The 23,780-nt window shown below is 52.1% G+C and carries 22 protein-coding genes; 10 read left to right on the top strand and 12 right to left on the bottom strand.

What is annotated here, in order from left to right; translation table 11 throughout:
- Position 1: 1 nt before the first annotated feature.
- The gene (gene pgtC, locus OGV74_RS15325; protein WP_103414868.1) at positions 2-1,201 is read right to left on the bottom strand and encodes a phosphoglycerate transport regulator PgtC; all 1,200 of its coding nucleotides are present in this window, start codon (positions 1,199-1,201) and stop codon (positions 2-4) included.
- 415 nt (positions 1,202-1,616) lie between these two features.
- On the opposite strand from pgtC, the gene pgtP reads away from it, so the two are divergent.
- Entirely contained in the window at positions 1,617-3,008 is a 1,392-nt protein-coding gene (gene pgtP / locus OGV74_RS15330) for a phosphoglycerate transporter PgtP (protein WP_032949709.1), read from the top strand.
- A 108-nt stretch (positions 3,009-3,116) separates the two neighbouring features.
- Here pgtP and OGV74_RS15335 read toward each other — a convergent pair whose 3' ends face one another.
- Positions 3,117-3,359: a YfdY family protein gene (locus OGV74_RS15335; protein WP_003028231.1), complete on the bottom strand. Its 243-nt coding sequence runs from the start codon at positions 3,357-3,359 to the stop codon at positions 3,117-3,119.
- Positions 3,360-3,799: 440 nt separating this feature from the next.
- Here OGV74_RS15335 and lpxP point away from each other — a divergent pair, with 440 nt between their 5' ends.
- Positions 3,800-4,720, top strand: coding sequence for a kdo(2)-lipid IV(A) palmitoleoyltransferase (gene lpxP / locus OGV74_RS15340; protein ID WP_032949710.1), 921 nt, complete (start codon positions 3,800-3,802; stop codon positions 4,718-4,720).
- Between the two features lie 41 nt (positions 4,721-4,761).
- Here the strand turns inward: lpxP and OGV74_RS15345 are convergent, their stop codons facing one another.
- A complete protein-coding gene (locus OGV74_RS15345) occupies positions 4,762-5,379 on the bottom strand; it encodes a lysozyme inhibitor LprI family protein (RefSeq protein ID WP_003839265.1) in 618 nt (205 codons plus the stop codon).
- Between the two features lie 343 nt (positions 5,380-5,722).
- On the opposite strand from OGV74_RS15345, the gene ypdK reads away from it, so the two are divergent.
- Positions 5,723-5,794 carry a membrane protein YpdK gene (gene ypdK / locus OGV74_RS15350; protein WP_010723117.1) on the top strand — a complete coding sequence of 24 codons (72 nt, stop codon included), beginning with the start codon at positions 5,723-5,725 and terminating at the stop codon, positions 5,792-5,794.
- 65 nt (positions 5,795-5,859) lie between these two features.
- Here ypdK and alaC read toward each other — a convergent pair whose 3' ends face one another.
- Entirely contained in the window at positions 5,860-7,098 is a 1,239-nt protein-coding gene (gene alaC, locus OGV74_RS15355) for an alanine transaminase (protein WP_003028236.1), read from the bottom strand.
- 387 nt (positions 7,099-7,485) lie between these two features.
- On the opposite strand from alaC, the gene OGV74_RS15360 reads away from it, so the two are divergent.
- The 3 genes from OGV74_RS15360 to OGV74_RS15370 are packed head-to-tail and all read left to right on the top strand — an operon-like array spanning position 7,486 to position 10,811.
- Positions 7,486-9,183, top strand: a complete 1,698-nt coding sequence (locus tag OGV74_RS15360; protein WP_003028239.1) for a sensor histidine kinase — start codon at positions 7,486-7,488, stop codon at positions 9,181-9,183.
- 14 nt (positions 9,184-9,197) lie between these two features.
- A complete protein-coding gene (ypdB, locus tag OGV74_RS15365; RefSeq protein ID WP_003028240.1) occupies positions 9,198-9,932 on the top strand; it encodes a two-component system response regulator YpdB in 735 nt (244 codons plus the stop codon).
- A gap of 15 nt (positions 9,933-9,947) precedes the next feature.
- On the top strand, positions 9,948-10,811 hold the full coding sequence (locus OGV74_RS15370) for an AraC family transcriptional regulator (RefSeq protein WP_286521053.1): 864 nt from the start codon (positions 9,948-9,950) through the stop codon (positions 10,809-10,811).
- Between the two features lie 37 nt (positions 10,812-10,848).
- On the opposite strand, the gene OGV74_RS15375 is transcribed toward OGV74_RS15370, so the two are convergent.
- Positions 10,849-11,232: a cupin domain-containing protein gene (locus tag OGV74_RS15375; RefSeq protein WP_080953243.1), complete on the bottom strand. Its 384-nt coding sequence runs from the start codon at positions 11,230-11,232 to the stop codon at positions 10,849-10,851.
- Positions 11,233-11,386: 154 nt separating this feature from the next.
- On the opposite strand from OGV74_RS15375, the gene OGV74_RS15380 reads away from it, so the two are divergent.
- Entirely contained in the window at positions 11,387-11,566 is a 180-nt protein-coding gene (locus OGV74_RS15380) for a hypothetical protein (RefSeq protein ID WP_071524306.1), read from the top strand.
- 43 nt (positions 11,567-11,609) lie between these two features.
- Here OGV74_RS15380 and ptsP read toward each other — a convergent pair whose 3' ends face one another.
- From ptsP to glk, 6 genes are all read right to left on the bottom strand, one after another.
- Positions 11,610-14,105 (bottom strand): phosphoenolpyruvate--protein phosphotransferase, encoded by a 2,496-nt coding sequence (ptsP, locus tag OGV74_RS15385; RefSeq protein WP_086504391.1) that lies wholly within the window; start codon positions 14,103-14,105, stop codon positions 11,610-11,612.
- A gap of 23 nt (positions 14,106-14,128) precedes the next feature.
- On the bottom strand, positions 14,129-15,169 hold the full coding sequence (gene ypdE / locus OGV74_RS15390; protein WP_086504392.1) for an aminopeptidase: 1,041 nt from the start codon (positions 15,167-15,169) through the stop codon (positions 14,129-14,131).
- The gene (gene ypdF, locus OGV74_RS15395; RefSeq protein WP_086504393.1) at positions 15,169-16,254 is read right to left on the bottom strand and encodes an aminopeptidase; all 1,086 of its coding nucleotides are present in this window, start codon (positions 16,252-16,254) and stop codon (positions 15,169-15,171) included. Before ypdF ends, ypdE begins: the two co-directional genes overlap by 1 nt.
- A gap of 17 nt (positions 16,255-16,271) precedes the next feature.
- The gene (locus tag OGV74_RS15400) at positions 16,272-17,519 is read right to left on the bottom strand and encodes a PTS fructose transporter subunit IIC (RefSeq protein ID WP_003028252.1); all 1,248 of its coding nucleotides are present in this window, start codon (positions 17,517-17,519) and stop codon (positions 16,272-16,274) included.
- Between the two features lie 20 nt (positions 17,520-17,539).
- A complete protein-coding gene (locus tag OGV74_RS15405) occupies positions 17,540-17,866 on the bottom strand; it encodes a PTS fructose transporter subunit IIB (RefSeq protein WP_003028254.1) in 327 nt (108 codons plus the stop codon).
- Between the two features lie 191 nt (positions 17,867-18,057).
- On the bottom strand, positions 18,058-19,023 hold the full coding sequence (gene glk, locus OGV74_RS15410; protein ID WP_003028256.1) for a glucokinase: 966 nt from the start codon (positions 19,021-19,023) through the stop codon (positions 18,058-18,060).
- 204 nt (positions 19,024-19,227) lie between these two features.
- On the opposite strand from glk, the gene OGV74_RS15415 reads away from it, so the two are divergent.
- The gene (locus tag OGV74_RS15415) at positions 19,228-20,463 is read left to right on the top strand and encodes an ion channel protein (protein ID WP_016150726.1); all 1,236 of its coding nucleotides are present in this window, start codon (positions 19,228-19,230) and stop codon (positions 20,461-20,463) included.
- On the opposite strand, the gene OGV74_RS15420 is transcribed toward OGV74_RS15415, so the two are convergent.
- On the bottom strand, positions 20,464-22,116 hold the full coding sequence (locus tag OGV74_RS15420; RefSeq protein WP_086504394.1) for an alpha-keto acid decarboxylase family protein: 1,653 nt from the start codon (positions 22,114-22,116) through the stop codon (positions 20,464-20,466).
- 181 nt (positions 22,117-22,297) lie between these two features.
- On the opposite strand from OGV74_RS15420, the gene mgrA reads away from it, so the two are divergent.
- Together mgrA and ypeC are read left to right on the top strand one after the other, a co-directional pair.
- Positions 22,298-23,287 carry an L-glyceraldehyde 3-phosphate reductase gene (mgrA, locus tag OGV74_RS15425; protein ID WP_003839244.1) on the top strand — a complete coding sequence of 330 codons (990 nt, stop codon included), beginning with the start codon at positions 22,298-22,300 and terminating at the stop codon, positions 23,285-23,287.
- Between the two features lie 137 nt (positions 23,288-23,424).
- Entirely contained in the window at positions 23,425-23,751 is a 327-nt protein-coding gene (gene ypeC / locus OGV74_RS15430) for a DUF2502 domain-containing protein YpeC (RefSeq protein ID WP_003028268.1), read from the top strand.
- Positions 23,752-23,780: the final 29 nt, after the last annotated feature.

The following is a 23,780-nucleotide window of genomic DNA, read 5'->3' on the forward strand; positions in this document are numbered from 1 at the left end:
TTCATTTTAATTCTTCCAGTTTTGATATCGCCTGACGCTGATTTTTAAGAAACCAGAGCTGCCACTCCATCATCTGCTGTTCGGCAACGCTTTTATTATCAAACTGCGCAAGCCAGGCTTCATCTTCGCTACTTTTGGCATCTATCGGAACGCTGGTCAGTAAGGCTCTGATTTCGGGTAGCGGGCGTTTCAGGCGAGCTTCAGCACTGTATAGCGCCCGCCATGCATCCTTTAGTTGCGCAAGACGAAAACTGATTGCGGTATCAAACATCCGCTGCACCAACTGTTGCCGCTTAAGGATCAGCCGATAATTAAGCGCAGGCTGGTTCATTAAAATGGCCTGCTGAGCAGCGCGGGGATTATCAGATGCGAGCTGCGTTACCGGGTATTTCCCCGTATTCGCATCCGCAAGGATCCGCTGTCCCTCCGGGCTTAACAAATAGCGGATAAAACGACGCGCTTCATTGGGATGCTGGCTGTTATTGAGAACAGCAACATAGGTTGGCGATACCGCCGAGCGTGGAAAATAGGTAAACGCCAGGTGAGGATCGTTAAGCAACAAGTTGGCATAATTATCAATGACCGGCCCCGCAACGCCAAGGCCGCTCTTAATTTTGTCGGCTACGCCAAAACTGCGTGATGAAATCGTCACCAGATTTCCAGCACTCGCCAGTAATGTCGCCCAGCCCTCTTCCCACCCTTTTTGCTGTAGCAACGACTCAACCATCAGATGGTTGGTATCGGAACGCGACGGGCTACTCATTAACAAAGCGTTCTGATATTTAGGATGCGTTAAATCCCCCCAGTCAGCAGGAGGCGACAAATGACGCGCCGCCAGCGCAGAACGGTTAATCAACAGGCCAAAACCAGATATCGCAACAGCCACGGAGGTAGAACGAATCGAGTCCGGCACCAGCCGCTGGCTTTCCGGCAGCACATTATCGAAGGGCGCCAGCTTCTGATGCTCCTGAAGATGCTGCAACAGCATGGGCGACGAGGTCAAAATCAAATCGACGTTCTCCGCATTGGCTGTATCAAGCAGTTGTTCCAGTGAACTGCTGGTCCGGTTTAATGTGCGAATCATCACCGACCCCGGTTCCGTCTGCCAACGCTGAATAATCCAGGCCGTTGCCCCCGGTGAAAAGGTTGTCGCCATTACCAGCTCTTTACCCTGCGCCAGATAACTCACCGACAGCGACATAAAACAGAGCAAGATCGCCCAACAACGCCCCCGGCCCAAAAGTCTGTTTGTGATCCCGTTCATAAATACCAACATGTGCAAAAAATAATATTGAGACAAAACTTACCCGTTTATCACTGCCAGAGGGAAGAATAAGGTTATTCGTAGAATAACCAAACGGAAAGTGACGGCATCGGTAAAGAATACCCGAAAACGCAGCCTGAATTTGTTAATATCCGCACACGCCGATGATAAAAACGTCCGTAAAAGAATAGAATTGAAAATCCATTATTTAAAAAGAGTCAAAATCAGCCACGCAATCCACAAATTGTGTCAATAGTGACTCATTTCATCAACTTGAGTTTCTCTGCCGCCTATTTCACTCTTCACTGCGAAAAATCCTGATATTCACATCAATATAAATTTAGGTGATGATATGTTATCAATATTTAAAACAGGGCCAGCGGCAAATAAAGTCCCGGCGGAGAAAGTCCAGGAAACGTATGGCCGATACCGCATTCAGGCATTACTCAGCGTATTTCTTGGCTATCTTGCGTACTATATTGTGCGCAATAACTTCACGCTCTCAACACCGTACCTGAAGGAACATCTGGATCTCAGTGCCACACAAATTGGTCTACTCAGCAGCTGCATGCTTATTGCTTATGGGATCAGTAAAGGCATTATGAGCAGCCTGGCAGACAAGGCCAGCCCTAAGGTCTTTATGGCATGCGGCCTGATTCTGTGCGCCATTGTAAACGTCGGTTTAGGATTCAGTACCGGATTCTGGATTTTTGCCGCTCTGGTCGTTTTCAATGGTTTGTTCCAGGGTATGGGCGTTGGCCCTTCATTTATTACCATTGCCAACTGGTTTCCGCGTAAAGAACGTGGACGCGTTGGCGCATTCTGGAATATCTCTCACAATGTTGGCGGTGGTATTGTTGCCCCGATCGTGGGTGCCGCCTTTGCCATTTTGGGGAGCGAGCACTGGCAAAGTGCCAGCTATATTGTTCCGGCCGGTGTGGCCGTCCTGTTCGCTTTTATTGTGCTAATGCTGGGGAAAGGTTCACCCCGCCAGGAAGGCTTACCGGCTCTGGAACAAATGATGCCGGAAGAAAAAGTCGTATTAAATTCCCGACACGCTGTCCAGGCGCCAGAAAATATGAGTGCCTTCCAGATCTTCTGCACTTATGTGCTGCGTAATAAGAATGCCTGGTATGTTTCACTGGTAGATGTCTTCGTCTATATGGTGCGTTTTGGCATGATTAGCTGGTTGCCTATTTATCTGTTAACCGAAAAACATTTTTCGAAAGAGCAAATGAGCATCGCTTTTCTGTTTTTTGAATGGGCGGCAATCCCTTCCACATTACTGGCGGGTTGGCTTACCGATAAACTGTTTAAAGGCCGTCGCATGCCGCTGGCCATGATTTGTATGGCGCTGATTTTCGTCTGTTTGATCGGCTACTGGAAAAGTGAATCCCTGCTGATGGTCACTATTTTTGCCGCCATTGTGGGTTGCCTGATCTATGTTCCACAGTTCCTCGCTTCTGTTCAGACGATGGAAATCGTCCCCAGCTTCGCTGTGGGGTCAGCGGTAGGTTTACGCGGATTTATGAGCTACATTTTTGGCGCGTCGCTGGGAACCAGCCTGTTTGGCGTAATGGTCGACAAAATGGGATGGCATGGCGGATTCTATCTGTTGATGGGTGGAATTGTCTGCTGCATCCTGTTTTGCTACCTCTCTCATCGTGGCGCGCTGGAGCTCGAACAACAGCGAAAAAATGCTCAGCAAGAGGAAGCCTCACTCCAGTTGGCGGATGCCCGGTAATTCATTTCGCTCTCACAAAAAAGTGCCAGCGATGCTGGCACTTCAATAACTCAGATAAATAACAAAAAGCTCAACGTGATAATTTATTGCTAAACGTAACATTCCAAATTATTGCTTACCGTAACCCACCATAAAGCGAATAATCAAACCGCAAGCAGGAGCAAGAAACAGGAATAACCCGGTTACCATTTCGTTACCATTGGTCAATCGCATAGTAAAAAAGTAAATTAATGCCGTAAGGATGGCCATGCCGAGAAAAGCGCTGATTGACGCCGCAGCGCCCATAACCTGCCAGATATAGCAACTGACGCACAAAATGCTCAGAGCGAGAAAGATCCAGAAATAGAGCATAGCGATACCTCCTGTTTGCCGTAAACTTAACGTAAGTCCTTACACTCCCTTAACTTTATATTCTAAGACAATTCCTATCCTCGTGCAATTTCAGCAACATCTTAGTTACAAAAATCCTTCACCTGCATACTATTACTCTATCGGGCAGACATTTATTTAATCTGCATAAAAACAACGGATTATATATAGGTTAATTTTTGTTCTTAATCGCCCTAAAAACATTTACGAATCTTGAGTAATTATTTCTGGCTGACATTAATTTTCGGGTGTACATTGTGCGTCCGATCATTCATGCCCCCTCGTGGTTTTGTCCTGACTCAGTTTTACACTCTTTACAGGAACCAATGTCGTTCATGGCGGCCTAACGATCAGTACAGAGTGTAAAGCGAAAGACAAAGAATCTTCGCGATACATCTATTTCGTATCAACAACAGGTGCTTATGTTCCCCCAATGTAAATTTTCACGCGCGTTTTTGCATCCGCGCTACTGGCTCACGTGGTTTGGTGTTGGAGTGCTCTGGTTACTGGTACAGCTTCCCTATCCCGTATTGTGTTTTCTTGGTACCCGTACAGGAACGCTGGCTCGTCCATTTTTAAAACGCCGTGAATCTATTGCACGTAAAAATCTCGAACTCTGTTTCCCAAATTTGTCGCAGGAAGAAAGAGAGAAACTGGTCGATGAGAATTTCCGTTCACTCGGCATGGGGCTACTTGAAACAGGTATGGCCTGGTTCTGGCCGGACCGTCGAGTGCGTAAATGGTTTGATGTAGAAGGACTGGACAACCTGAAGCGCGCCCAGTTGCAAAATCGTGGCGTGATGGTTGTCGGCGTACACTTTATGTCGCTTGAGTTGGGTGGCCGCGTAATGGGGCTTTGTCAGCCAATGATGGCGACCTATCGCCCGCACAACAATAAGTTGATGGAGTGGATCCAAACCCGTGGTCGTATGCGCTCCAACAAGGCGATGATCGGCAGAAATAATCTGCGTGGTATTGTCGGTGCTCTGAAAAAAGGAGAAGCCGTATGGTTTGCCCCCGATCAGGACTACGGTCGTAAAGGAAGCTCGTTTGCCCCCTTCTTTGCCGTCAAAGATGTGGCAACCACCAACGGTACCTACGTGCTGTCGCGTTTGTCTGGTGCAGCGATGCTGACCGTAACCATGGTGAGAAAAGCAGATAACTCTGGTTATCGCCTGTTCATCACGCCTGAAATGGAAGGTTACCCGTCTGATGAGTGCCAGGCAGCGGCCTATATGAATAAAATTATCGAAAAAGAGATCATGCGCGCCCCCGAGCAGTATCTCTGGATCCACCGTCGCTTCAAAACGCGCCCGATGGGTGAAGCCTCGTTATATATCTGAAAAGAAAGGCCGCAAGGCCTTTCTTTTTTTCTACGGCTGAATTACTTCACGCCCCATTTATTGTGGAGTTCAGTCATTCGTTCGCTATAGCTTCGGGCAATGCAGGCTGGCTCATCATCCTTCTCCTTCCAGCACTCGTTGCGTCCTTTGATCCAACCGCGCTGCTCTGCTTTTAACATCGGATCATTCTTCGATTTAGCCAGTGCCTGTTTAAAAATTTCGTTCAATTTCAGATCCATTGCAGAGAGCGATGGACTCTGGCAAATAATATCTTCCGCACTTCCCTTTTGAACAGCAGAGCAGGAGTAAGACGGACCAGCGTTGGTCGATTTTTTCGCTGGAGAGTAATCAATATTGTCCTCCGGCAGGCAAACCCCGTGCTTACGATTAGGTCCAGTCCAGGATACGTCCGGATTTCCGTCATCTTTGCGGGAGATAGAAACGGTATTTTTACCACTTGTCGCCTCCCAATAGTTTTCATTGAAAGCCTTCACCGTCGCCTTCCCGCCATCAATCCAGACATTGCCTTTACCATCACTATTCACACCACCAATACTTGCGCAGCTGAAATTGAACGCCAGCGGCGAGGCCGCCATCGACGTCAACGGCGTAAGAGCGAGTGCTAACATCATTAACCTGGTCATTTTTAACCTTTTCATTATTAAATTCCGCGAAAAATTAACCGCATTAACATCATGGCGATATGAGAACTATCCGAGTAAGCATTCCGTCGCTCAATAGCAATTTATTACCGAAAGAAATTAAACTGTCGCCGAATCACGACACTTGTAAGTTATTAAAATTAAATAAAAAAATGCCTCTTGTCTCACCTCATTTTTAGGCGTACATTAGCGCCGTCTGGAGCATTAAAGCTCAAAATTCTGAGGTGATGCAGCCAAGTAAACGAGGGGAATTCTCCATTTCGTTTATGCGTGCATCAGCTCTCTGTCAGGTAAGCATATGTTCATTTAGACATACCCAAGGTATGCGGAGAGATGAAAAGTGAAATATTTCTTTATGGGCATTTCTTTTATGGTCATCGTTTGGGCCGGTACTTTCGCCCTGATGATCTAAATTAAAAGACGCAGCAAAAAACAGGAGCCATCAGGCTCCTGTTTGCATTTTGGGGGAACATTCGGTCAGTCGGTACTTTCAGAAGTCGATTTTGCACTGGTCGGTAACAGGCCATCTGCACGGAACATTGCTTTGATACCGCGAATAGCCTGACGGGTACGGTCACGGTTTTCAATTAACGCAAAACGCACATGCGTATCACCATAATCACCAAACCCAATCCCCGGTGAAACGCATACCTTCGCTTCATTCAGCAGTTTCTTGGCAAACTCAAGTGACCCCATCCCGGCGTATTGCTCTGGAATTTTCGCCCAAACGTACATCGAGGCTTTTGGCACCTCGACCATCCAGCCAGCTTCATGCAGCCCTTTGACCAGCACATCACGACGACGTTTATATTGCTCTGCAATATCTCGCACGCACTGCTGATCGCCTTCCAGCGCGGCGATAGCCGCAACCTGTAACGGTGTAAAGGTCCCGTAATCGTGATAGCTCTTAATTCGCGCCAGCGCGTTCACCAGCGTTTTATTGCCCACCATAAAACCGATACGCCAGCCCGCCATGTTGTAGCTTTTCGACAGAGTGAAAAATTCAACTGCGACATCGCGAGCGCCCGGTACCTGCATTATCGATGGCGCTTTCCAGCCGTCATAAACAATATCAGCGTAGGCCAGGTCGTGAACCACCAGCACGTCATAGCGTTTAGCCAGAGCCACAACTTTTTCGAAGAACTCCAGCTCAACGCATTGTGCCGTCGGGTTCGACGGGAAACCTAAGATCATCATCTTCGGTTTCGGATAGCTTTCGCGAATCGCGCGCTCCAGCTCATTAAAGAAATCGACGCCTTCGACCAGCGGCACAGATCGTACCTGCGCGCCGGCAATCACCGCGCCATAAATATGGATGGGATAACTTGGGTTGGGTACGAGGACCGTATCACCGTGATCGAGCGTTGCCAGCATCAGGTGCGCAAGTCCCTCTTTGGAACCGATGGTCACAATGGCTTCGGATTCAGGATCGATCTCAACGTCATAGCGTTCCTGGTACCAGCGGGAAATCGCCCGACGCAGACGCGGAATACCGCGAGAAGTGGAATAACCGTGCGTATCCGGGCGCTGCGCCACGGTACACAGTTTTTCAACAATGTGAGGAGGCGTGGCCCCATCCGGGTTCCCCATGCTGAAGTCGATAATATCTTCGCCGCGCCGACGCGCAGCCATCTTCAGTTCAGCCGTGATGTTAAAAACGTACGGGGGAAGGCGATCAATACGCGTAAAGCGACGTTCAGGGCGGGAGTCAGCCATAATATCCTCAGATTAACGTTAGCGCCCGGACCGTCCGAGCGACGCTGCCACGATGGTGGCACGTTTAGAAAATAGCCTGAATAATTTCCTTCTGTCGAGAGGCAAAACAAAATATTTTTTCCTGACAAAAAAGAGGAACAACATAGTAAAATGAGGAAATATTCATTTTCACAACCCGCTTAAAATTACCATCATTTAACATTTTGTTGTTAAATACATTACCTTGAATGCAGCGCTGACAGGACAGGCATTGTAAATACAACAATCATGCAACAATCCCCTTTTAATATTATGGTTTTTCCTCATTAGGCACAGGCTGCGTGGGCGCTGGTCATCCTGGCCCAGGTTACCTATCATAGAGGTTTAACCCTTGCGCAAGAGTCACCCGTGCACGAAATATTCAATATGCTGCTGGCGGTATTTGACCGGGCAGCACTGATGCTGTTCTGTCTGTTTTTCCTGATTCGTATCCGTCTGTTCCGCGAACTGTTGCACAAATCAGCCCACTCCCCAAAAGAGCTGCTCGCCGTTACCGCGATTTTCTCAATGTTTGCCCTGTTCAGTACCTGGTCCGGCGTACCGGTTGAAGGCTCACTGGTTAACGTGCGTATTATCGCGGTCATGTCAGGGGGGATTCTGTTTGGCCCGTGGGTCGGTATCATTACGGGCCTCATCGCGGGTACCCACCGCTATCTGATCGACATCGGCGGCGTCACCGCCCTGCCCTGTTTTATCACCAGTATTCTGGCAGGCTGTATTGCCGGGTGGATCAACCGTAAGATCCCTAAAGCGCAGCACTGGCGAGCGGGCATTTTAGGCGGAATGCTGTGCGAATCCCTGACGATGATCCTCGTCGTCGTCTGGGCCCCCTCTACCGCACTGGGGCTGGATATTGTCTCAAAAATCGGTATCCCAATGATCCTGGGCAGCGTCTGCATTGGCTTTATCGTCATGCTAGTGCAAAGCGTGGAGGGCGAGAAAGAGGCCAGCGCCGCGAAGCAGGCCAAGCTGGCGCTGGATATTGCCAACAAAACCTTGCCGCTTTTTCGGCAGGTTAACAGCGAGTCGCTCCGCCAGGTATGCGAAATTATTCGCCATGACATCCATGCGGACGCCGTCGCGATTACCAATACCCAGCACGTTCTGGCCTACGTTGGCGTGGGGGAACTTAACTACCGTGATAACGATGATTTCGTCAGTCCTACCACGCAGCAGGCGATCAATTACGGAAAAATCATCATTAAAAACAATGATGAAGCGCATCGCACACCGGAAATACACTCCATGCTGGTGATCCCGCTGTGGGAGAAAGGTGTTGTCACCGGTACGCTAAAAATCTACTACTGTCACGCCCACCAGATAACCTCATCGCTGCAGGAAATGGCTATTGGCCTGTCGCAAATTATCTCGACTCAGCTTGAAGTTTCCCGGGCGGAACAGCTACGCGAAATGGCAAATAAGGCAGAGCTACGCGCACTACAAAGTAAAATAAATCCTCATTTCCTGTTTAACGCCCTGAACGCGATTTCATCCTCGGTACGACTTAACCCAGACACCGCACGCCAGCTCATTTTTAATTTGTCGCGTTATCTTCGCTACAATATCGAATTAAAAGACGATGAGCAGATCGACATCAAAAAAGAGCTGTATCAAATCAAGGATTACATCGCCATCGAACAAGCGCGTTTTGGCGACAAACTAACGGTTATTTATGATATCGATGAAGAGGTAAGCTGTTATATTCCCAGCCTGCTGATTCAGCCGCTGGTAGAAAACGCTATCGTCCATGGGATTCAGCCCTGCAAAGGGAAAGGTGTGGTCACCATCAGCGTGGCGGAGTGTGGTAACCGGGTACGGATAGCCGTGCGGGATACGGGCCACGGTATCGATCCAAAAGTGATTGAACGGGTCGAATCCAATGAAATGCCGGGCAATAAAATTGGTCTATTGAATGTGCACCATCGCGTTAAGCTGCTCTACGGTGAGGGATTACATATCCGCCGTCTGGAGCCCGGCACTGAGATTGCCTTTTATGTACCGAATCAGCATTCGCCCGCAGCCGCACCGGCCACATTGTTGCTTTAACCAGGAGTGAAGTCGTGAAAGTCATCATTGTTGAAGATGAATTCCTGGCCCAACAGGAACTGAGCTGGCTGATAAAAGAGCACAGCCAGATGGAGATTGTCGGCACGTTTGACGATGGTCTGGACGTGCTGAAATATCTCCAGCACAACCGCGTTGACGCCATTTTTCTGGATATTAATATTCCCTCGCTGGACGGCGTATTGCTGGCACAAAATATCAGCCAGTTCGCGCATAAACCCTTTATTGTGTTTATTACCGCGTGGAAAGAACACGCCGTTGAAGCCTTCGAACTGGAAGCTTTTGACTACATTCTGAAGCCGTACCAGGAATCACGCATTGTCAGCATGCTGCAAAAGCTGGAAGCCGCCTGGCAACAGCAGCAAACGGGAACTTCGCTCGCCAGTCCGGTGGCCCGCGAAAACGATACGATCAACCTGATCAAAGATGAGCGGATCATCGTGACCCCGATCAACGACATCTACTACGCAGAAGCCCATGAAAAGATGACGTTTGTCTACACCCGGCGCGAATCGTACGTGATGCCGATGAACATCACCGAATTTTGCAGCAAACTGCCGGCTTCGCATTTCTTCCGCTGCCACCGCTCGTTCTGCGTGAATCTGAATAAAATCCGCGAGATCGAACCCTGGTTTAACAATACCTATATTTTGCGCTTAAAAGATCTGGAATTTGAAATCCCGGTTAGTCGGAGTAAAGTGAAAGAGTTCAGACAGTTAATGCACTTATAGCGCAGAGAAAGAGCGATGAAAGAGCCAGGCCTTCCCGCAGACCAACAGTTTTTCGCCGATCTGTTCAGTGGCCTGGTGTTAAACCCACAGCGTCTGGGGCACGTGTGGTTCGCAACCCAGCCCGCCACGTTACCGACCGGCAGTTTATGTATTGATCTTCCGCGCCTTGATATCGTGCTACGTGGGGAATACAGCAACCAACTGCAAAAACAGCAGCATAACCTGGCAGAAGGCGACATGCTGTTTATCCCGGCGAAAGCGGCCAATCTGCCCGGCGGCGACAAACCCGTGATGCTGCTGAGCCTGGTTTTTTCTCCGGCATGGCTGGGACTCTCTTTTTACGATAATCGAACCGCATCGCTGCTTCGTCCGGTACGCCGTATTGAGTTACCCCATCCACAGCGCGGCGAAGGCGAGGCGATGCTCACCGCATTAACGCATTTAAGCCGCTCACCTCAGGCCCAGGATATCATTCAGCCGTTGGTGCTTAGTCTGCTGCATCTGTTTCGTAGCGTGGTGAATACCCGCCCAGACACAGAGCGCCCACGCGCTGAATTTCTCTATCATAGTATGTGTAATTGGATACAAGATAACTATGCCCAGCCGCTGACTCGCGAAAGCGTGGCGCAGTTTTTTAATATCACACCCAATCACCTGTCAAAAGTGTTTGCCCAGCACGGCACTATGGGGTTCGTCGAGTATCTGCGGTGGGTAAGAATGGCGAAGGCGCGCATTATCTTGCAGAAATACCATCTGTCGATTAGCGAAGTCGCACAGCGGTGTGGATACCATGACAGTGATTATTTCTGCCGCCTGTTCCGGCGTCAGTTTGGCCTGACGCCGGGAGAGTACGGCGCGCGTTTTCAGTCAGCGCGTTGATTATGTCAACACCTGCCAAGGCCGCCGCATCTTTGCTTTATGGTGAGTCGTTACAGCCGATGTCTGTGTGTTTAGCCCAATTGACCATTCCCTGGAAATCAACAATCACCACGGATTCATCGCCAACCACCCAGGCATCATGGCCTGGAGGAATGCGCGACAGCTCACCGGGCTTACAATCAAATTCGCTGCCATCATCCATTTTTATCCGCAGCACACCGGAAACGTGGTACTGAAAATGAGGGGCTTCGCAACTCTTCGTTCCAGCGATAGGTTGAACTGACGTAGACCACCGCCAGCCTGGTTCCAGGACCGCACGGCCGACAATTGCACCTCCCACATCGAGAAGCTCCAGTCGCCCGTGAGGGAACTCACGAACTTCGTCTGGAAGACCAAATGACTTCACTTCTGCTTTGTCCATTGCGCACCTCCTTAGGTTGATTACGCGCATGGCCGCTCTTAAATTATATCAGCAGCGGTCATTTATTGTACGATTCGTAATCTCAGCCAGGATCGTTGTAAAATAACGGCCTTTAGCTAAACCCTGCAGGCTTACTCAATAAAGTGAATATACGATGAAGAACAGACGTGCACTCTCCCTGATGTGTTTTCAGATGCTGGAATCAGGTGCGGATCGTCGGACCGTGAAAAGAGCCCTGACCTCCCGCCGTGTTAAAGGTCGCCAGGCGGTAGTGCTGCTCTGCAAACAAGAGATGACGTTGTTGAGGGCCGGGAAACTACCGTTCTCTGATTGATAATTTCCCTTTCTGACCCTCTTATCCACTCTTGCTGTCAAACTTAAAACGTCAGTTCTGCCTCCAGCAGCGCAAGAATACTCTCAGCATTTTCAGCGGCAAACAACGACTGGCGGAACTGCTTGTTCACCAGCTTGCGCGCCAGCTGCGAAAAGACCTTCACGTGGTTTATGCCTTCATCGGCACCCAGCGTCAGCATGATCACCAGTTCCACATCACCCATCTCAGACTGCCAGTCAACGGGCTGCAGAAGCCGGGCAATGCTGATGCTGGAATGGCGGATCCACTGGGATTTCGTGTGCGGAATAGCCACGCCGAAGCCGACGGCGGTGGTGACGATCTCTTCACGCTGCCAGACATCCTCTTCCAGTTCAAACGGATGTTCAGTCCGTCCATTAACGCCAAGATTGCCGCACAGGAACTGGATCACCTGCTCTTTGTTTCTCAGAGATTCGCCGACAAAGATGTTCTCCAGCGCCAGCAGCGGACGCACATCTTTCTGCGGTGCAAACTGGTTTAGCAGATCTTCTATCTCCTGAGCGCTACGGCATTCGCAGGCCTGCATGGCGAGCTCACGACATGCCCGGCCGTCCAGTTGACGAAGCTGGCTTTTTACCGCCGGAATACGTGGGCTGCTCATGCTCAGCTCATCCAGCCCGAGGCCCAGAAGCAGCGGTAAATAACGTCCTTCACCGCCCAGTTCGCCGCAAATACCCACCCATTTACCGCGTTCGTGCGCCACGCGAACAATCTGCTGTAACATACGCAGGAACGACGGCGTAATCGGGTTGTACAGCGGCGAAACGCGCGGGTTATTGCGATCAACGGCGTACAAATACTGGGTCATGTCATTTGAGCCAATACTGAAGAAATCCACCTCATCACAGAAATGGTCGATGATGTAACACACCGAAGGGACTTCAACCATAATCCCCAATGAGATTGTCGGAGCATGACGTAAGCCATCCGCTTTCAGTGCCACCAACGCTTTTTGCAGTTCGCTTTTTACCCATAAAATCTGGTCGAGGCTGTGCACCATCGGGATCATCAGTTGCGCATTGCCGAAGGTCGCCGCCCGTAAAATCGCGCGCAATTGAGTGCGAAAAAGCCCGGCAAACTCCGGATAAATCCGCACCGCGCGATAGCCCAGGAACGGATTCTCTTCCTGCGGAATATTAAGATAGCGGATGTTCTTATCGCCGCCGATATCCATGGTGCGAAAGATAACCGGCTTGTCGCCCGCGGCCAGTAAGACCTGCTGGTAGGCTTCAAACTGTTCCTGCTCATCAGGTGCGCTGTCGCGGTCCATAAACAGCATTTCAGTACGAAACAGCCCAATCCCTTCCGCACCATTGGCAAACGCTCCCGGCGCTTCCAGCGCGGTACCGATATTCGCTGCAACGTCAATACGCTGATGATCTTTGGTCAACGCAGGCTGGGCGGCATCAAGCGCCTGCCGCCGCTGGCATTCATCGGCCAGCTTCTGCGCAATCGCGTAATAGCCGCGAACGGCATCGTCTGGATTGATGGCTAATACCCCACATCGGGCATCCAGTACCGCATGCTGCCCGGAATACCGGTTAATGGCCGCCAGCGGCAAGCCGCTAAGTACCGGAATAGCTGACGCACGGGCAAGGATCAAGGTATGCGAAGTGCGCCCCGTTTTCTCCAGGATCATGCCAGACAGATGCTGCAAATCGAGGCTTAAAAACTGGCTGGGCGTCAAATCCTCAGCAACCAGAATCGTCGGTTTATTCAGCACCAGCGCATTACGCGGTCGTCTTTCAGGCCAGGTGATGTGCAGCAACTGTTCGCTGATATCACGGATATCACTGACGCGTTCGCGCAGGTAATCACTACCGGAGGCCGACAGCTTGTCGCACACCAGCTCCATATTGGCAACAATTGCCGCCCCTAGCCCCAGATGTTGCTCCAGCATTAAGCGGCGAATATTCCCGGCAAACTCGTCATCCTGAATCAGAGACAGATGCGCGCTAAGGATGGTTTTACTCTCGCCGTCGCGCTCGCGCAGCTGCTGATTGAGCTGTTCGGCAAGCGTCGCCAGACTATGCTCCAGCCGGGTATTGTCTTCCGCACTCGCCGCAATCGCACGATAACTTTCCAGGTTATCACTCTGCCAAAGCGTGAGCGTACCTGCTCCCACGCCCCCTGCCAGCACGCTGCCGTACAGCAGGTCCGGGTTGAGGCGAATCAGCGAACGCGGCAACGGGTGCGCCGCCAGTTCCGCCGGGGTCGGCTGAACGCTATCGCTGTCAATAAACCGGTGCTGCAGGTACTCCTCCAGCGCTCGCCGGGCCTGTTCTTCATCGCGACCAGTAATGGACAGGCTGCAACTGTCGTTAAAAAGCGTTCCGGTACCTATCAGCGCCAGCGAGCTTTTCGCATCCGCCCGCGCATTCTGGCGATGATTAATAAATACCACCTCACTTTGCCACTGGCTGCACTGTTCTTTCAGCTCCCACGCCGGACGCGCATGCAGACCATTGGGTAACGGGCAAAGAAATTGAATCGTTAGCATAACAACTCCTGATTAGCGCGAAATCAGCACCTGAAATCCGTCAGATGAGCCACGGTTTCGCACGTAAGATGTGAAATAAGAGCCGACAACAGCTGCTGCGTCTGGATGATGTCCCGGCAGTCGGCAATCGACGCCGCGCAATGTCCATACCGTGTGGCGGGTCCCATGACAACCGTTGGGATCCCTGTGCCGCTTACGTGCACCGCCCCGCCGTCGGTGCCGCCGTTACTGAACATATCGAGCTGCAGGGAAATACCCGCGTCAGCGGCCACGCTTTCAACCCACGCCGTCAGCTTTGGTGGTGCAATCAGCGATTTATCGCTTAACACCAGCATCGGGCCTTTACCGAGCTGTCGGTGATTGGCCGCACTGTAATCAAAGTTTTTGGCCCAGCAGGCAGTATCCAGCACAAATGCCACATCCGGTGCGACAACGCGTGCAGCCGTTTGTCCTCCGCGCAGTCCCACTTCTTCACTGGAACTGGCCACCAGCCAGACCTCGCAAGGAAGTATGGCGTTATGCCATTCACGCAGTAGCGCCACCAGCAAATAACATCCAAGACGGTCATCAAAGGCTTTGCCCATGATTCGCTGGTGCGGCAAGACCTGAAAGGTTGTGTCGAATGTGACGCGATCGCCGGGGCGTACGCCGGCCTGGAGTACCTCATCATAAGATCGCGCGCCAATATCTACCCGCAGCGTATTGACCTCATTACCGCAGCGCTCTCCGTCGAGCAGACCGGGAATTTTGCTCTCTTCACGGGTGGTGATCCGCACCGGCCGCAGTTGTCTGACCGCCATACGCACATTTCCCACCGGCAATACATCGATCGCCCCTTCGCTGGAAATACTACGCACGATAAATCCCACTTCATCCATATGCGCGCAGATCATCACCTTCGGACCGGTTGATTCATTGAGACGGATCAGCACCGATCCCAGACCATCGAAGCGCACCTCTTTATTAAGACGATCCGCCTCCTCAAGCAGGATCTGCCGCACTTCCTGTTCTGACGAGGCGATCGCGTCCGCCTCGCTCAGCGCCTTTAGTAACGATAAATCCATTACGCCTCTCCCGTGTGTAGCAATGTTTTCGCCATGGTATAGAGCACCTCGCCGCCGTCAGGCGTAACCAGCACAACATCTTCAATACGCACACCCCCCTGCCCCGGCAGATAAATACCCGGCTCAACGGTGAGCAGCATGCCAGCGACCAGAGGTGTTGTGTCGTCGGAGGAAAAACGTGGGTTTTCATGCACTTCAATACCGATAGCATGTCCGGTGTTGTGACCAAATGCATCGCCATAGCCCGCCTGGGTAATGACCCGCCTGGCTGCGGCGTCTACCTCATTGCATCGCGCACCTGGTCGAATTGCCGCCACCGCGGCACGCTGCGCCGCAAGGACAATCTGGTACACGGCAAACAGCGCGCTTTCTTCCTCTGGCTGGTTCGCATCGGGGATGCGAAAGGTTCGCGTCATATCCGAGCAATAACCCTGATACAGCGCGCCAAAATCCAGCGTGATGAACTCACCCGCCTCAACACGTTTGTCGCTGGCTTTGCCGTGTGGCAGCGCACCGCGCCAGCCGCTGGCGACAATGGTGTCAAAAGAAGCTTTATCTGCGCCGAGCGTGCGCATAAACCACTCCAGTTCAGCGGCAATTTCGCGCTCACTGAGACCGGGTTGAATAAAGCGTCGTATATGTTCCGCGCTGAGGTCAGCTATCCGGCAGGCTTCGCGGATGCAGGCTATTTCCTGCGCCGTTTTCACCTGCCGGAGCACATCCGGTACGGCGCTCACCAGTCGGGCGCGCAGTTTGTCCGACCACGCGTTCGCCGTTTCCCAGCTTACTTGCTCACCTTCGAATCCCACCGTCTGCAGCTTTTCGTGCGCAATAATGTGATTCACCTGCGAAAATAGCGTCTGCGCTCCATCGAGCCGATGGATCTGATAGCCCTGAGTACGCGTGGCAATATCGGTGTAGTAACGGGCATCAACCAGGATATGCGCACTTTCATGGCTGATAAACACAAACCCTGAACTGCTGGAGATCCCCATATGCGGCTGTTTGTTCTGCCGTGATGACAACAGCATCGCGTCGAGTTGTTGCGCCGTTAACCAGTCGCGAAGTGAAGCAAGTAAGCTCATAGTTACAATCCTTTTAATCAGAGGCTTTCAATCAGCAACTTGCCTTTGCGATACATCAGATGGCGAAGGAACACCACCATCAGCGCCGTAATCACCGCACCTAACAGGATCCCCGCCATATAGACGCCGAGGTTAGTCACCAGCGGCCACGCCCAGATAGCGGATTCCGGGAACCACTGCACGGCCCCCAGCCAGACGGCAGCCGTCGACCCAACAATGGCGCCAACCATATAAGAAGGAATTGCGGTGATGGGGCTTTCCAGTGCAAACGGGATCGCCCCTTCGCTGATTCCCATAAATGCGAGGAACATTGCCGTTTTCCCCTGCGGGTAAAGCTGTGCGCTGAACAGGCGTTTGCCGGTTAAGCGACGGTCAATAAGCGTGGCCAGTCCGAGGCCAATCGGCGGAATGACAATCGCAATAGAGCGCGCGGTGACCGGCAGAACGTGATCGGTAGTAAAGCTGAAGGCGACAAAACCTGCGGCTTTATTAATCGGGCCGCCGAGGTCAATCGCCGTTGCCGCGGAAATCCCCATCGCGTACATCAGCGTGCCTTTCTCGCCAGCCGCCGTCAGCAAAGTACGGATCCCGCCGTTAATCCAGCCGCCAAACGGCGTTATCACGTAATACATCGCCAGCATGACGAAAATGGCGGAGAGAATGGGCAGTAAAAAGGTGGTTTTGAATGCCAGCAGGAAATCAGGCAGCTGGATTTTTTGGTTCATCCACTTCACCAGATACCCGGCGACAATCGAGATAATCAGCGCACCAATAAAGGTTGACGGAACCGGAGCACTGGTTACCCATTGCAGCGTTGATGGGTCAAAATTCAGTATCTGTGTCGGCTGAGTAGACATCAGCCCGCCGATGAACCCCGCCGGAAACGCCAGCTTGCCGCCTATGGAGTTGGCAACGAACGCGGCAAACATCGGAATAGCAAAACCAAACAGCACGCCGCCAAAAGATTGCGACAGCCAGGCAAACTTCAGTAATGAGAGATTAAAACCGGTAAATTTTCCGCTGTTCAGCGCATCCATGATGCCAGTGTCAGCAGGAATATCGAGCCAGCTATAGGCGATCAGTTGCGAGAAGGCGAGAATTACCCCGCCCATAATTAACGTCGGCACCATGCGTGAAATACCCGACATCACATGTTGCGGAAGTTCGCCCCAGAAGCTATTGCGGGAGGCCGGTGGATTTTTTATTGCCGCTGCCGCACCAGATGCGCCAGGCACAACGGTTGCACTGCGTTTTTTAATGGCCATACGTAATTCCCTGTCGATGATTATTGTTGTTCAGCGGCAACCATCTCTTCGATCTCTTTAATGATGCCGGCAGCATTTTTTATCGCGTCCTGTAGCGTAATTTCGTAGACATCACGCGACTCAAAACGCTCGTTATCTTCCGGAGTTACGGCAACTGAATGGATGATTAACGTCGCCTCAGCAATATCCTGCGCCGTCAGGCGATTTTGTATTCCGTCAGCGCCTTGGGTTTCGATTTTCACTTCATAACCGGCTTCAACCGCGGCTTCTTCCAGCGCCTGAGCCGCCATAAAGGTGTGGGCCAGCCCCATTGGGCACGCGCAGACGGCAATTAATTTTTTGCTCATAATTATTTCCTCGTAATAGTTAACGAGTGAAATTATGGTCCGAGGAAAGTAACAACCGTTATCAGACAAATAATGCTTTTACTGGACAAATAATCCAGCAATCAGGAAGTGTGACGAAGGTCGGAAAGGTGGGCGGCAGGCATAAAAAAACCGCGTGATTTACGCGGTTTTGCAGATTTCTGATTGAAGAATTAAAGAATATGGCCCAGCGTCTGACGCAAATGCGCACCTGCGCCAAGTAGTCCAGGATTATCGTGCACAATCAGGTACACCGGAATATCCTGCACGTAGGCTTTAAAACGGCCTTTATCTTCAAAACCACCGCGGAAGCCTGAAGCCTTAAAGAAGTCGAGGAAGCGCGGTACGATACCACCGGCGATGTACACACCGCCAAACGTCCCAAGGGTTAACGCCAGATCGCCACCAAAACGCCCCATAATGACGCAGAACAGCGACAGCGCCCGACGACAGTCAATGCAGGAATCTTCCAGCGCCCGTGCGGTGATATCCTTCGGCTGCAGATTTTCCGGCAACCGCCCGTCTGATTTGACGATGGCGCGATACAGATTCACCAGCCCCGGACCAGACAGCACACGTTCTGCGGAAACATGACCAATTTCGGCGCGCAGGACTTCAAGGATAATTCCTTCTTCTTCGCTGTTAGGCGCAAAATCTACATGACCGCCTTCACCGGGCAGGCTCACCCAGCGTTTGTCCACGTGCACCAGATGCGCCACGCCGAGCCCGGTTCCTGCGCCATAGACGGCTATCGGTTTACCTTCAACAGGTTCCGCGCCACCAAACTGGATCAAATGCTCTTTTTTCAGCATCGGGATCGCCATCGACACGGCGGTGAAATCATTGATGATTTCCAGATGGCTAAAGCCCAGATTTTTTTTCATCTCAGCAATAGAGAATGCCCAGGTATGGTTGGTCATTGCCACCCAGTCGCCAGTAATCGGACAGGCAATGGCAATGCAGCCATCTTCGACGCTGACGCTATGCTCATCCAGGTACACGCGCACCACGGCTTCCAGACTGGGGTAATCAAGCCCGGAATAGGTTTTTGCCTGCGAAATCTCGCCGCTGGCAATATCGCACAGAGCAAGACGCGCGTTGGTGCCGCCAACATCCCCTACTAAAGCATATTTTGTCATTCTTCCACTGCTCCGCTAAAGTCAGATTAAATCTTTGCCACACTGTAAATTCATGGGGACATAACAACAACGGTCTGAAAGCTGATGCCCGTGGAAAATCGATCCAGATCACACAATTACTTTATCGTTTCAGCACCATTTGCAGCGATGCCGTCAGGCAGGCTGTGCAAACTATGTCTATGACTCTGTTTTAAGGAATAGAAAATGCTCCATCCGCGAGCCAGAACGATGCTCTTGCTATCAACCCCAGCGCTAATCATTGGCATAGCGTCCAGCCTGGTGTTGATCGTTGTGATGAAAGTGGCTTCCGTTTTACAGCAGTTTTTGTGGGAACGTCTGCCTGTTAGCATCGGTATAGCCCAGGACTCTCCGGTCTGGATTATCGGTATGCTGACGCTCACGGGGATCATGGTCGGGTTAGTTATCCGTTACAGCCATGGTCACGCAGGTCCGGATCCGGCCTGTGAACCGTTAATTGGTATGCCGGTGCCAACGTCAGCACTACCGGGCCTGCTGGCAGCGCTAATCCTTGGCCTCGCGGGTGGCGTCAGTCTGGGTCCGGAACACCCCATCATGACCGTAAATATCGCTCTGGCAGTGGCACTTGGTAGCCGCATGTTTCCCCGCATTGCGAAACTGGACTGGACCATTCTCGCCTCTGCCGGCACCATCGGCGCGCTATTTGGCACCCCCGTTGCCGCTGCGCTGATATTTTCGCAAACGCTGAATAGCTCAAACGATGTGCCCTTGTGGGATCGCCTGTTCGCGCCGTTAATGGCCGCGGCAGCGGGTTCGCTAACCACCAGCCTGTTTTTTCACCCCCATTTTTCACTGCCCATCGCGCACTACACGCAGATGCACTTGATCGATATCCTCAGCGGCGCGGTTGTTGCCGCAATCGCTATTGCAGCCGGAATGGTAGCCGTCTGGTGTCTGCCACGTTTGCACCATTTAATGCATCGATTAAAACACCCGGTACTGATCCTCGGGGCAGGCGGTTTTATCCTTGGAATTTTGGGTGTTATCGGCGGGCCGCTTACCTTGTTTAAGGGACTGGACGAAATGCAGCAGATGGCGTTTAGCCAAACGCTGGGGACATCGGATTATTTCATGCTCGCCGTAATTAAGCTGGCGGCGTTAGTAGTTGCGGCAGCGAGTGGTTTTCGCGGAGGGCGAATCTTCCCGGCGGTATTCGTTGGTGTCGCCTTGGGTCTGATGCTGCACGCCCATGTTGAAGCGGTGCCGGCTGCCATCACGGTTTCTTGCTCTATCCTCGGGCTGGTGCTGGTCGTCACCCGCGACGCCTGGCTGAGCCTGTTTATGGCAGCAGTGGTGGTACCAGATACCACCCTGCTGCCGCTGCTGTGCATCGTCATGCTGCCCGCCTGGCTGCTGCTGGCAGGCAAGCCGTTGATGGTCGCTGAGCGCCCTGATAAATAGCTATCCGCTGTTGCGAGATTCCAGCGCACGGGTCACCGTGCGCAATAATTCAGGAAGATCGGCTTTCGGTAGCACCACCTCAATTAACGATAATCGTTGCGGATGGGACAGCCTGGCCAAAACTTCCTCCAGCTGTACCGCCTGCGTCACCCGCCAGCATTCCGCCTGACATTCACGACTAAACGCCTGCGGCACCAACGTCCAACTCCAGGCGGCGATATCGTTATAGCGCTGATTTGCCCCGTGTATGGCCCGCTCCACGGTATAGCCGTCATTGTTGAGGAGTAAAATAACGGGTGATTGCCCGTCTCTGAGCATGGAGCCCAGCTCCTGAATGGTGAGCTGCGCCGCGCCATCGCCAATAATCAGGATCACCCGACGGTCCGGACAGGCCGTTTGCGCGCCGAATGCCGCCGGTAGCGCGTAGCCAATAGATCCCCACAACGGTTGGACCAGTACTTCCGCCCCGCAAGGTAATGAGAGCGCAGCCGCGCCAAAGGCGGCGGTTCCCTGATCGACGAGGATAATGTCATTAGGCGCCAGATACTGCTGCACCGTATACCAGAAGTTTTCCTGCGTCAGAGGCCCCTTCTCAACCTGAATGCGCGCAACTGGCGGACGTTCTGGCGGCAGTGAAAACGACATTTCCAGACACAGCTCCCGCAATGTGGTGACCGCCTGCTCCATCGGGATGTTAAACCAGCTGGTTCCAATCCGTGAGGCATGTGGCTGAACATCAATGGTGCGCTCCTGCGGTAGCTGTTGCGTAAACCCGGCGGTCAGGGTGTCGACAAATTGTGTGCCGACACAAAATATCGTGTCAGCATCTTCGATAGCCAGACGAACATAATCGCTACTGGCTCCGGCACTGTACGTGCCAACAAACGCCGGATGACGTTCATCGAACAGCCCTTTGCCCATCAACAACGTAGCGTGGGCCATCGGCGTTTCCGCCATCCAGCGCTGTAAAACCGGCTGCAGACCAAAACGTAGCGCGAGAAAGTCCGCGAGCAGCGCGACGCGCGGGCTGTCCAGCAATCGTTCACGGGCATGGTAGCGAAACGCTTCTGCCACACTGCTCTCCGGCTCGCTCAGAGGAACAATCAGGATGTCATTCGGTGGTGTGGCGGGCTGTTTTGCCACATCAGCAGGTAACATCAGATAGCCCGGTCTGCGTTCGATGAGCATTGCTCGCAACACGCGGTCAATTTCATAACAGGCGTTTTGTTCATCCAGTACCGCGCTCGCCGTCGTCACCGCCTGCTGCATACGGTAAAAATGTTGAAAGTCACCATCACCCAGCGTGTGATGCATCAACTCCCCACGACGCTGTGCACCGCGACAGGGCGCGCCAACAATATGCAAAACAGGAACATATTCCGCATAACTTCCTGCGATACCGTTAATCGCACTTAACTCGCCCACACCAAACGTGGTGAGCAGCGCCCCTACCCCAGAGACCCGTGCATAGCCATCTGCCGCATAAGCCGCATTCAACTCGTTCGCACACCCGACCCAACATACGTTGGGATGTTCAATCACGTGGTCAAGAAACTGCAAATTATAATCGCCTGGCACACCAAAGAGATGGCCGACGCCACAGCCTGCCAGCCTGTCCAGCAGATAATCAGCAACGGAATACGGGGTTTGCATGACAGCTATCCTTCTGACGGTAACCTCATGTTGAGTATCGAAGAACTGTGATGACTGTCCAGGAAAGTCGCTGTGAAGGGGTGGAAAGCAGGATTTACAGTTTTGGCGGTAAAAATTCATTGAAGAATAGACGGTGTAACCGTATACACTGAAAGACACACGCATTGTGGAAGGGGGTGACATGGTTTATCACGCAGATGAAAATCGTTATCAGACAATGGAGTACCGCCGCTGCGGTCAGAGCGGCCTTAAACTGCCGATTGTCTCGCTGGGTTTGTGGCACAATTTTGGCGATACCACACAGGTCGAAAACAGTCGGGCATTATTACAGCGCGCATTCGATCTGGGGATCAACCATTTTGATCTGGCAAATAACTATGGTCCACCGCCGGGTTCGGCAGAACGGAATTTTGGTCGGATCCTGCAGGAAGATTTTTTACCGTGGCGAGATGAGCTTATTATCTCCACTAAAGCGGGCTACACCATGTGGGAAGGTCCCTACGGTGACTGGGGTTCACGCAAATATCTGATTGCCAGTCTCGATCAAAGCCTGAAGCGCCTGGGACTGGAGTATGTCGATATTTTCTACCACCATCGCCCCGACCCTGAAACACCGCTCAAAGAAACCATGCGCGCACTGGATCACATCGTCCGTCAGGGCAAAGCCCTGTACGTCGGGTTGTCTAACTATCCAGCAGATCTTGCCAGACAGGCGATTGAAATACTCGACGATTTAGGTACGCCATGCCTTATTCACCAGCCCAAATATTCCATGTTTGAACGTTGGGTCGAAGGCGGTCTGCTGTCGTTGTTACAGGAAAAAGGTGTCGGCAGCATCGCCTTCTCACCGCTGGCTGGCGGACAGTTAACCGACCGCTACCTGAACGGCATTCCTGCGGATTCTCGTGCGGCAAGCGGCAGCCGTTTCCTGAACCCGGATCAAATTACGCCAGAGAAACTGGAGAAGGTGCGGGCGCTGAATGCGCTGGCAGAACGACGCGGGCAAAAGCTTTCCCAGATGGCGCTGGCATGGGTGTTACGGGATGACAAAGTCACGTCAGTGCTGATTGGCGCGAGTAAAACGGCGCAGATTGAAGACGCTGTCGGCATGCTGGCAAACCGTCACTTTACGTCTGAAGAGTGCGCGGAGATTGATGCTATCCTGAGTTGATTGAAATAAAGACACATTTATTAACAAAAAGTGCTCTCACTTACGATTTAAGAGTTAAGGCGATGAAACGGGGCTTTACTGCCCCGTAATATTACGTTAACAGGCCGGCTACGGCTCGATCGTGAAGGAGAGAAAACATGTTCAGGTCACTGATTCTGGCGGCAGTCTTATTGGCTTTTACACCGCTGGCCGCGAACGCTGGCGAAATCACCCTGCTGCCATCAATAAAATTGCAAATTGGCGATCGCGATAACTACGGTAACTACTGGGATGGCGGCCGCTGGCGCGACCGGGATTACTGGCACAATAACTATGAGTGGCGTAAAAATCGCTGGTGGCGTCATGACAATGGCTATCATCGGGGCTGGGATAAACGCAAAGCTTATGAGCGCGGCTACCGTGAAGGCTGGAATGACCGTGACGACCACCGCGGTCGCGGGCGTGGTCACGGACACCACCATTAATGTAACAAAAGGGCCTGTGGGCCCTTTTG

Origin of the sequence: Citrobacter sp. Cf116, assembly GCF_030336505.1 — a bacterium.
Lineage (GTDB): Bacteria > Pseudomonadota > Gammaproteobacteria > Enterobacterales > Enterobacteriaceae > Citrobacter > Citrobacter freundii.

What these genes read in the sequence shown, in the direction of transcription:
- pgtC (WP_103414868.1), bottom strand. Translation starts at nt 1,201, where the DNA reads ATGTCGCTGTCGGTGAGTTATCTGGCGCAGGGTAAAGAGCTGGTAATG.
- pgtP (WP_032949709.1), top strand. Translation starts at nt 1,617, where the DNA reads ATGTTATCAATATTTAAAACAGGGCCAGCGGCAAATAAAGTCCCGGCG.
- OGV74_RS15335 (WP_003028231.1), bottom strand. Translation starts at nt 3,359, where the DNA reads ATGCTCTATTTCTGGATCTTTCTCGCTCTGAGCATTTTGTGCGTCAGT.
- lpxP (WP_032949710.1), top strand. Translation starts at nt 3,800, where the DNA reads ATGTTCCCCCAATGTAAATTTTCACGCGCGTTTTTGCATCCGCGCTAC.
- OGV74_RS15345 (WP_003839265.1), bottom strand. Translation starts at nt 5,379, where the DNA reads ATGAAAAGGTTAAAAATGACCAGGTTAATGATGTTAGCACTCGCTCTT.
- alaC (WP_003028236.1), bottom strand. Translation starts at nt 7,098, where the DNA reads ATGGCTGACTCCCGCCCTGAACGTCGCTTTACGCGTATTGATCGCCTT.
- OGV74_RS15370 (WP_286521053.1), top strand. Translation starts at nt 9,948, where the DNA reads ATGAAAGAGCCAGGCCTTCCCGCAGACCAACAGTTTTTCGCCGATCTG.
- OGV74_RS15375 (WP_080953243.1), bottom strand. Translation starts at nt 11,232, where the DNA reads ATGGACAAAGCAGAAGTGAAGTCATTTGGTCTTCCAGACGAAGTTCGT.
- OGV74_RS15380 (WP_071524306.1), top strand. Translation starts at nt 11,387, where the DNA reads ATGAAGAACAGACGTGCACTCTCCCTGATGTGTTTTCAGATGCTGGAA.
- ptsP (WP_086504391.1), bottom strand. Translation starts at nt 14,105, where the DNA reads ATGCTAACGATTCAATTTCTTTGCCCGTTACCCAATGGTCTGCATGCG.
- ypdE (WP_086504392.1), bottom strand. Translation starts at nt 15,169, where the DNA reads ATGGATTTATCGTTACTAAAGGCGCTGAGCGAGGCGGACGCGATCGCC.
- ypdF (WP_086504393.1), bottom strand. Translation starts at nt 16,254, where the DNA reads ATGAGCTTACTTGCTTCACTTCGCGACTGGTTAACGGCGCAACAACTC.
- OGV74_RS15400 (WP_003028252.1), bottom strand. Translation starts at nt 17,519, where the DNA reads ATGGCCATTAAAAAACGCAGTGCAACCGTTGTGCCTGGCGCATCTGGT.
- OGV74_RS15405 (WP_003028254.1), bottom strand. Translation starts at nt 17,866, where the DNA reads ATGAGCAAAAAATTAATTGCCGTCTGCGCGTGCCCAATGGGGCTGGCC.
- glk (WP_003028256.1), bottom strand. Translation starts at nt 19,023, where the DNA reads ATGACAAAATATGCTTTAGTAGGGGATGTTGGCGGCACCAACGCGCGT.
- OGV74_RS15415 (WP_016150726.1), top strand. Translation starts at nt 19,228, where the DNA reads ATGCTCCATCCGCGAGCCAGAACGATGCTCTTGCTATCAACCCCAGCG.
- OGV74_RS15420 (WP_086504394.1), bottom strand. Translation starts at nt 22,116, where the DNA reads ATGCAAACCCCGTATTCCGTTGCTGATTATCTGCTGGACAGGCTGGCA.
- mgrA (WP_003839244.1), top strand. Translation starts at nt 22,298, where the DNA reads ATGGTTTATCACGCAGATGAAAATCGTTATCAGACAATGGAGTACCGC.
- ypeC (WP_003028268.1), top strand. Translation starts at nt 23,425, where the DNA reads ATGTTCAGGTCACTGATTCTGGCGGCAGTCTTATTGGCTTTTACACCG.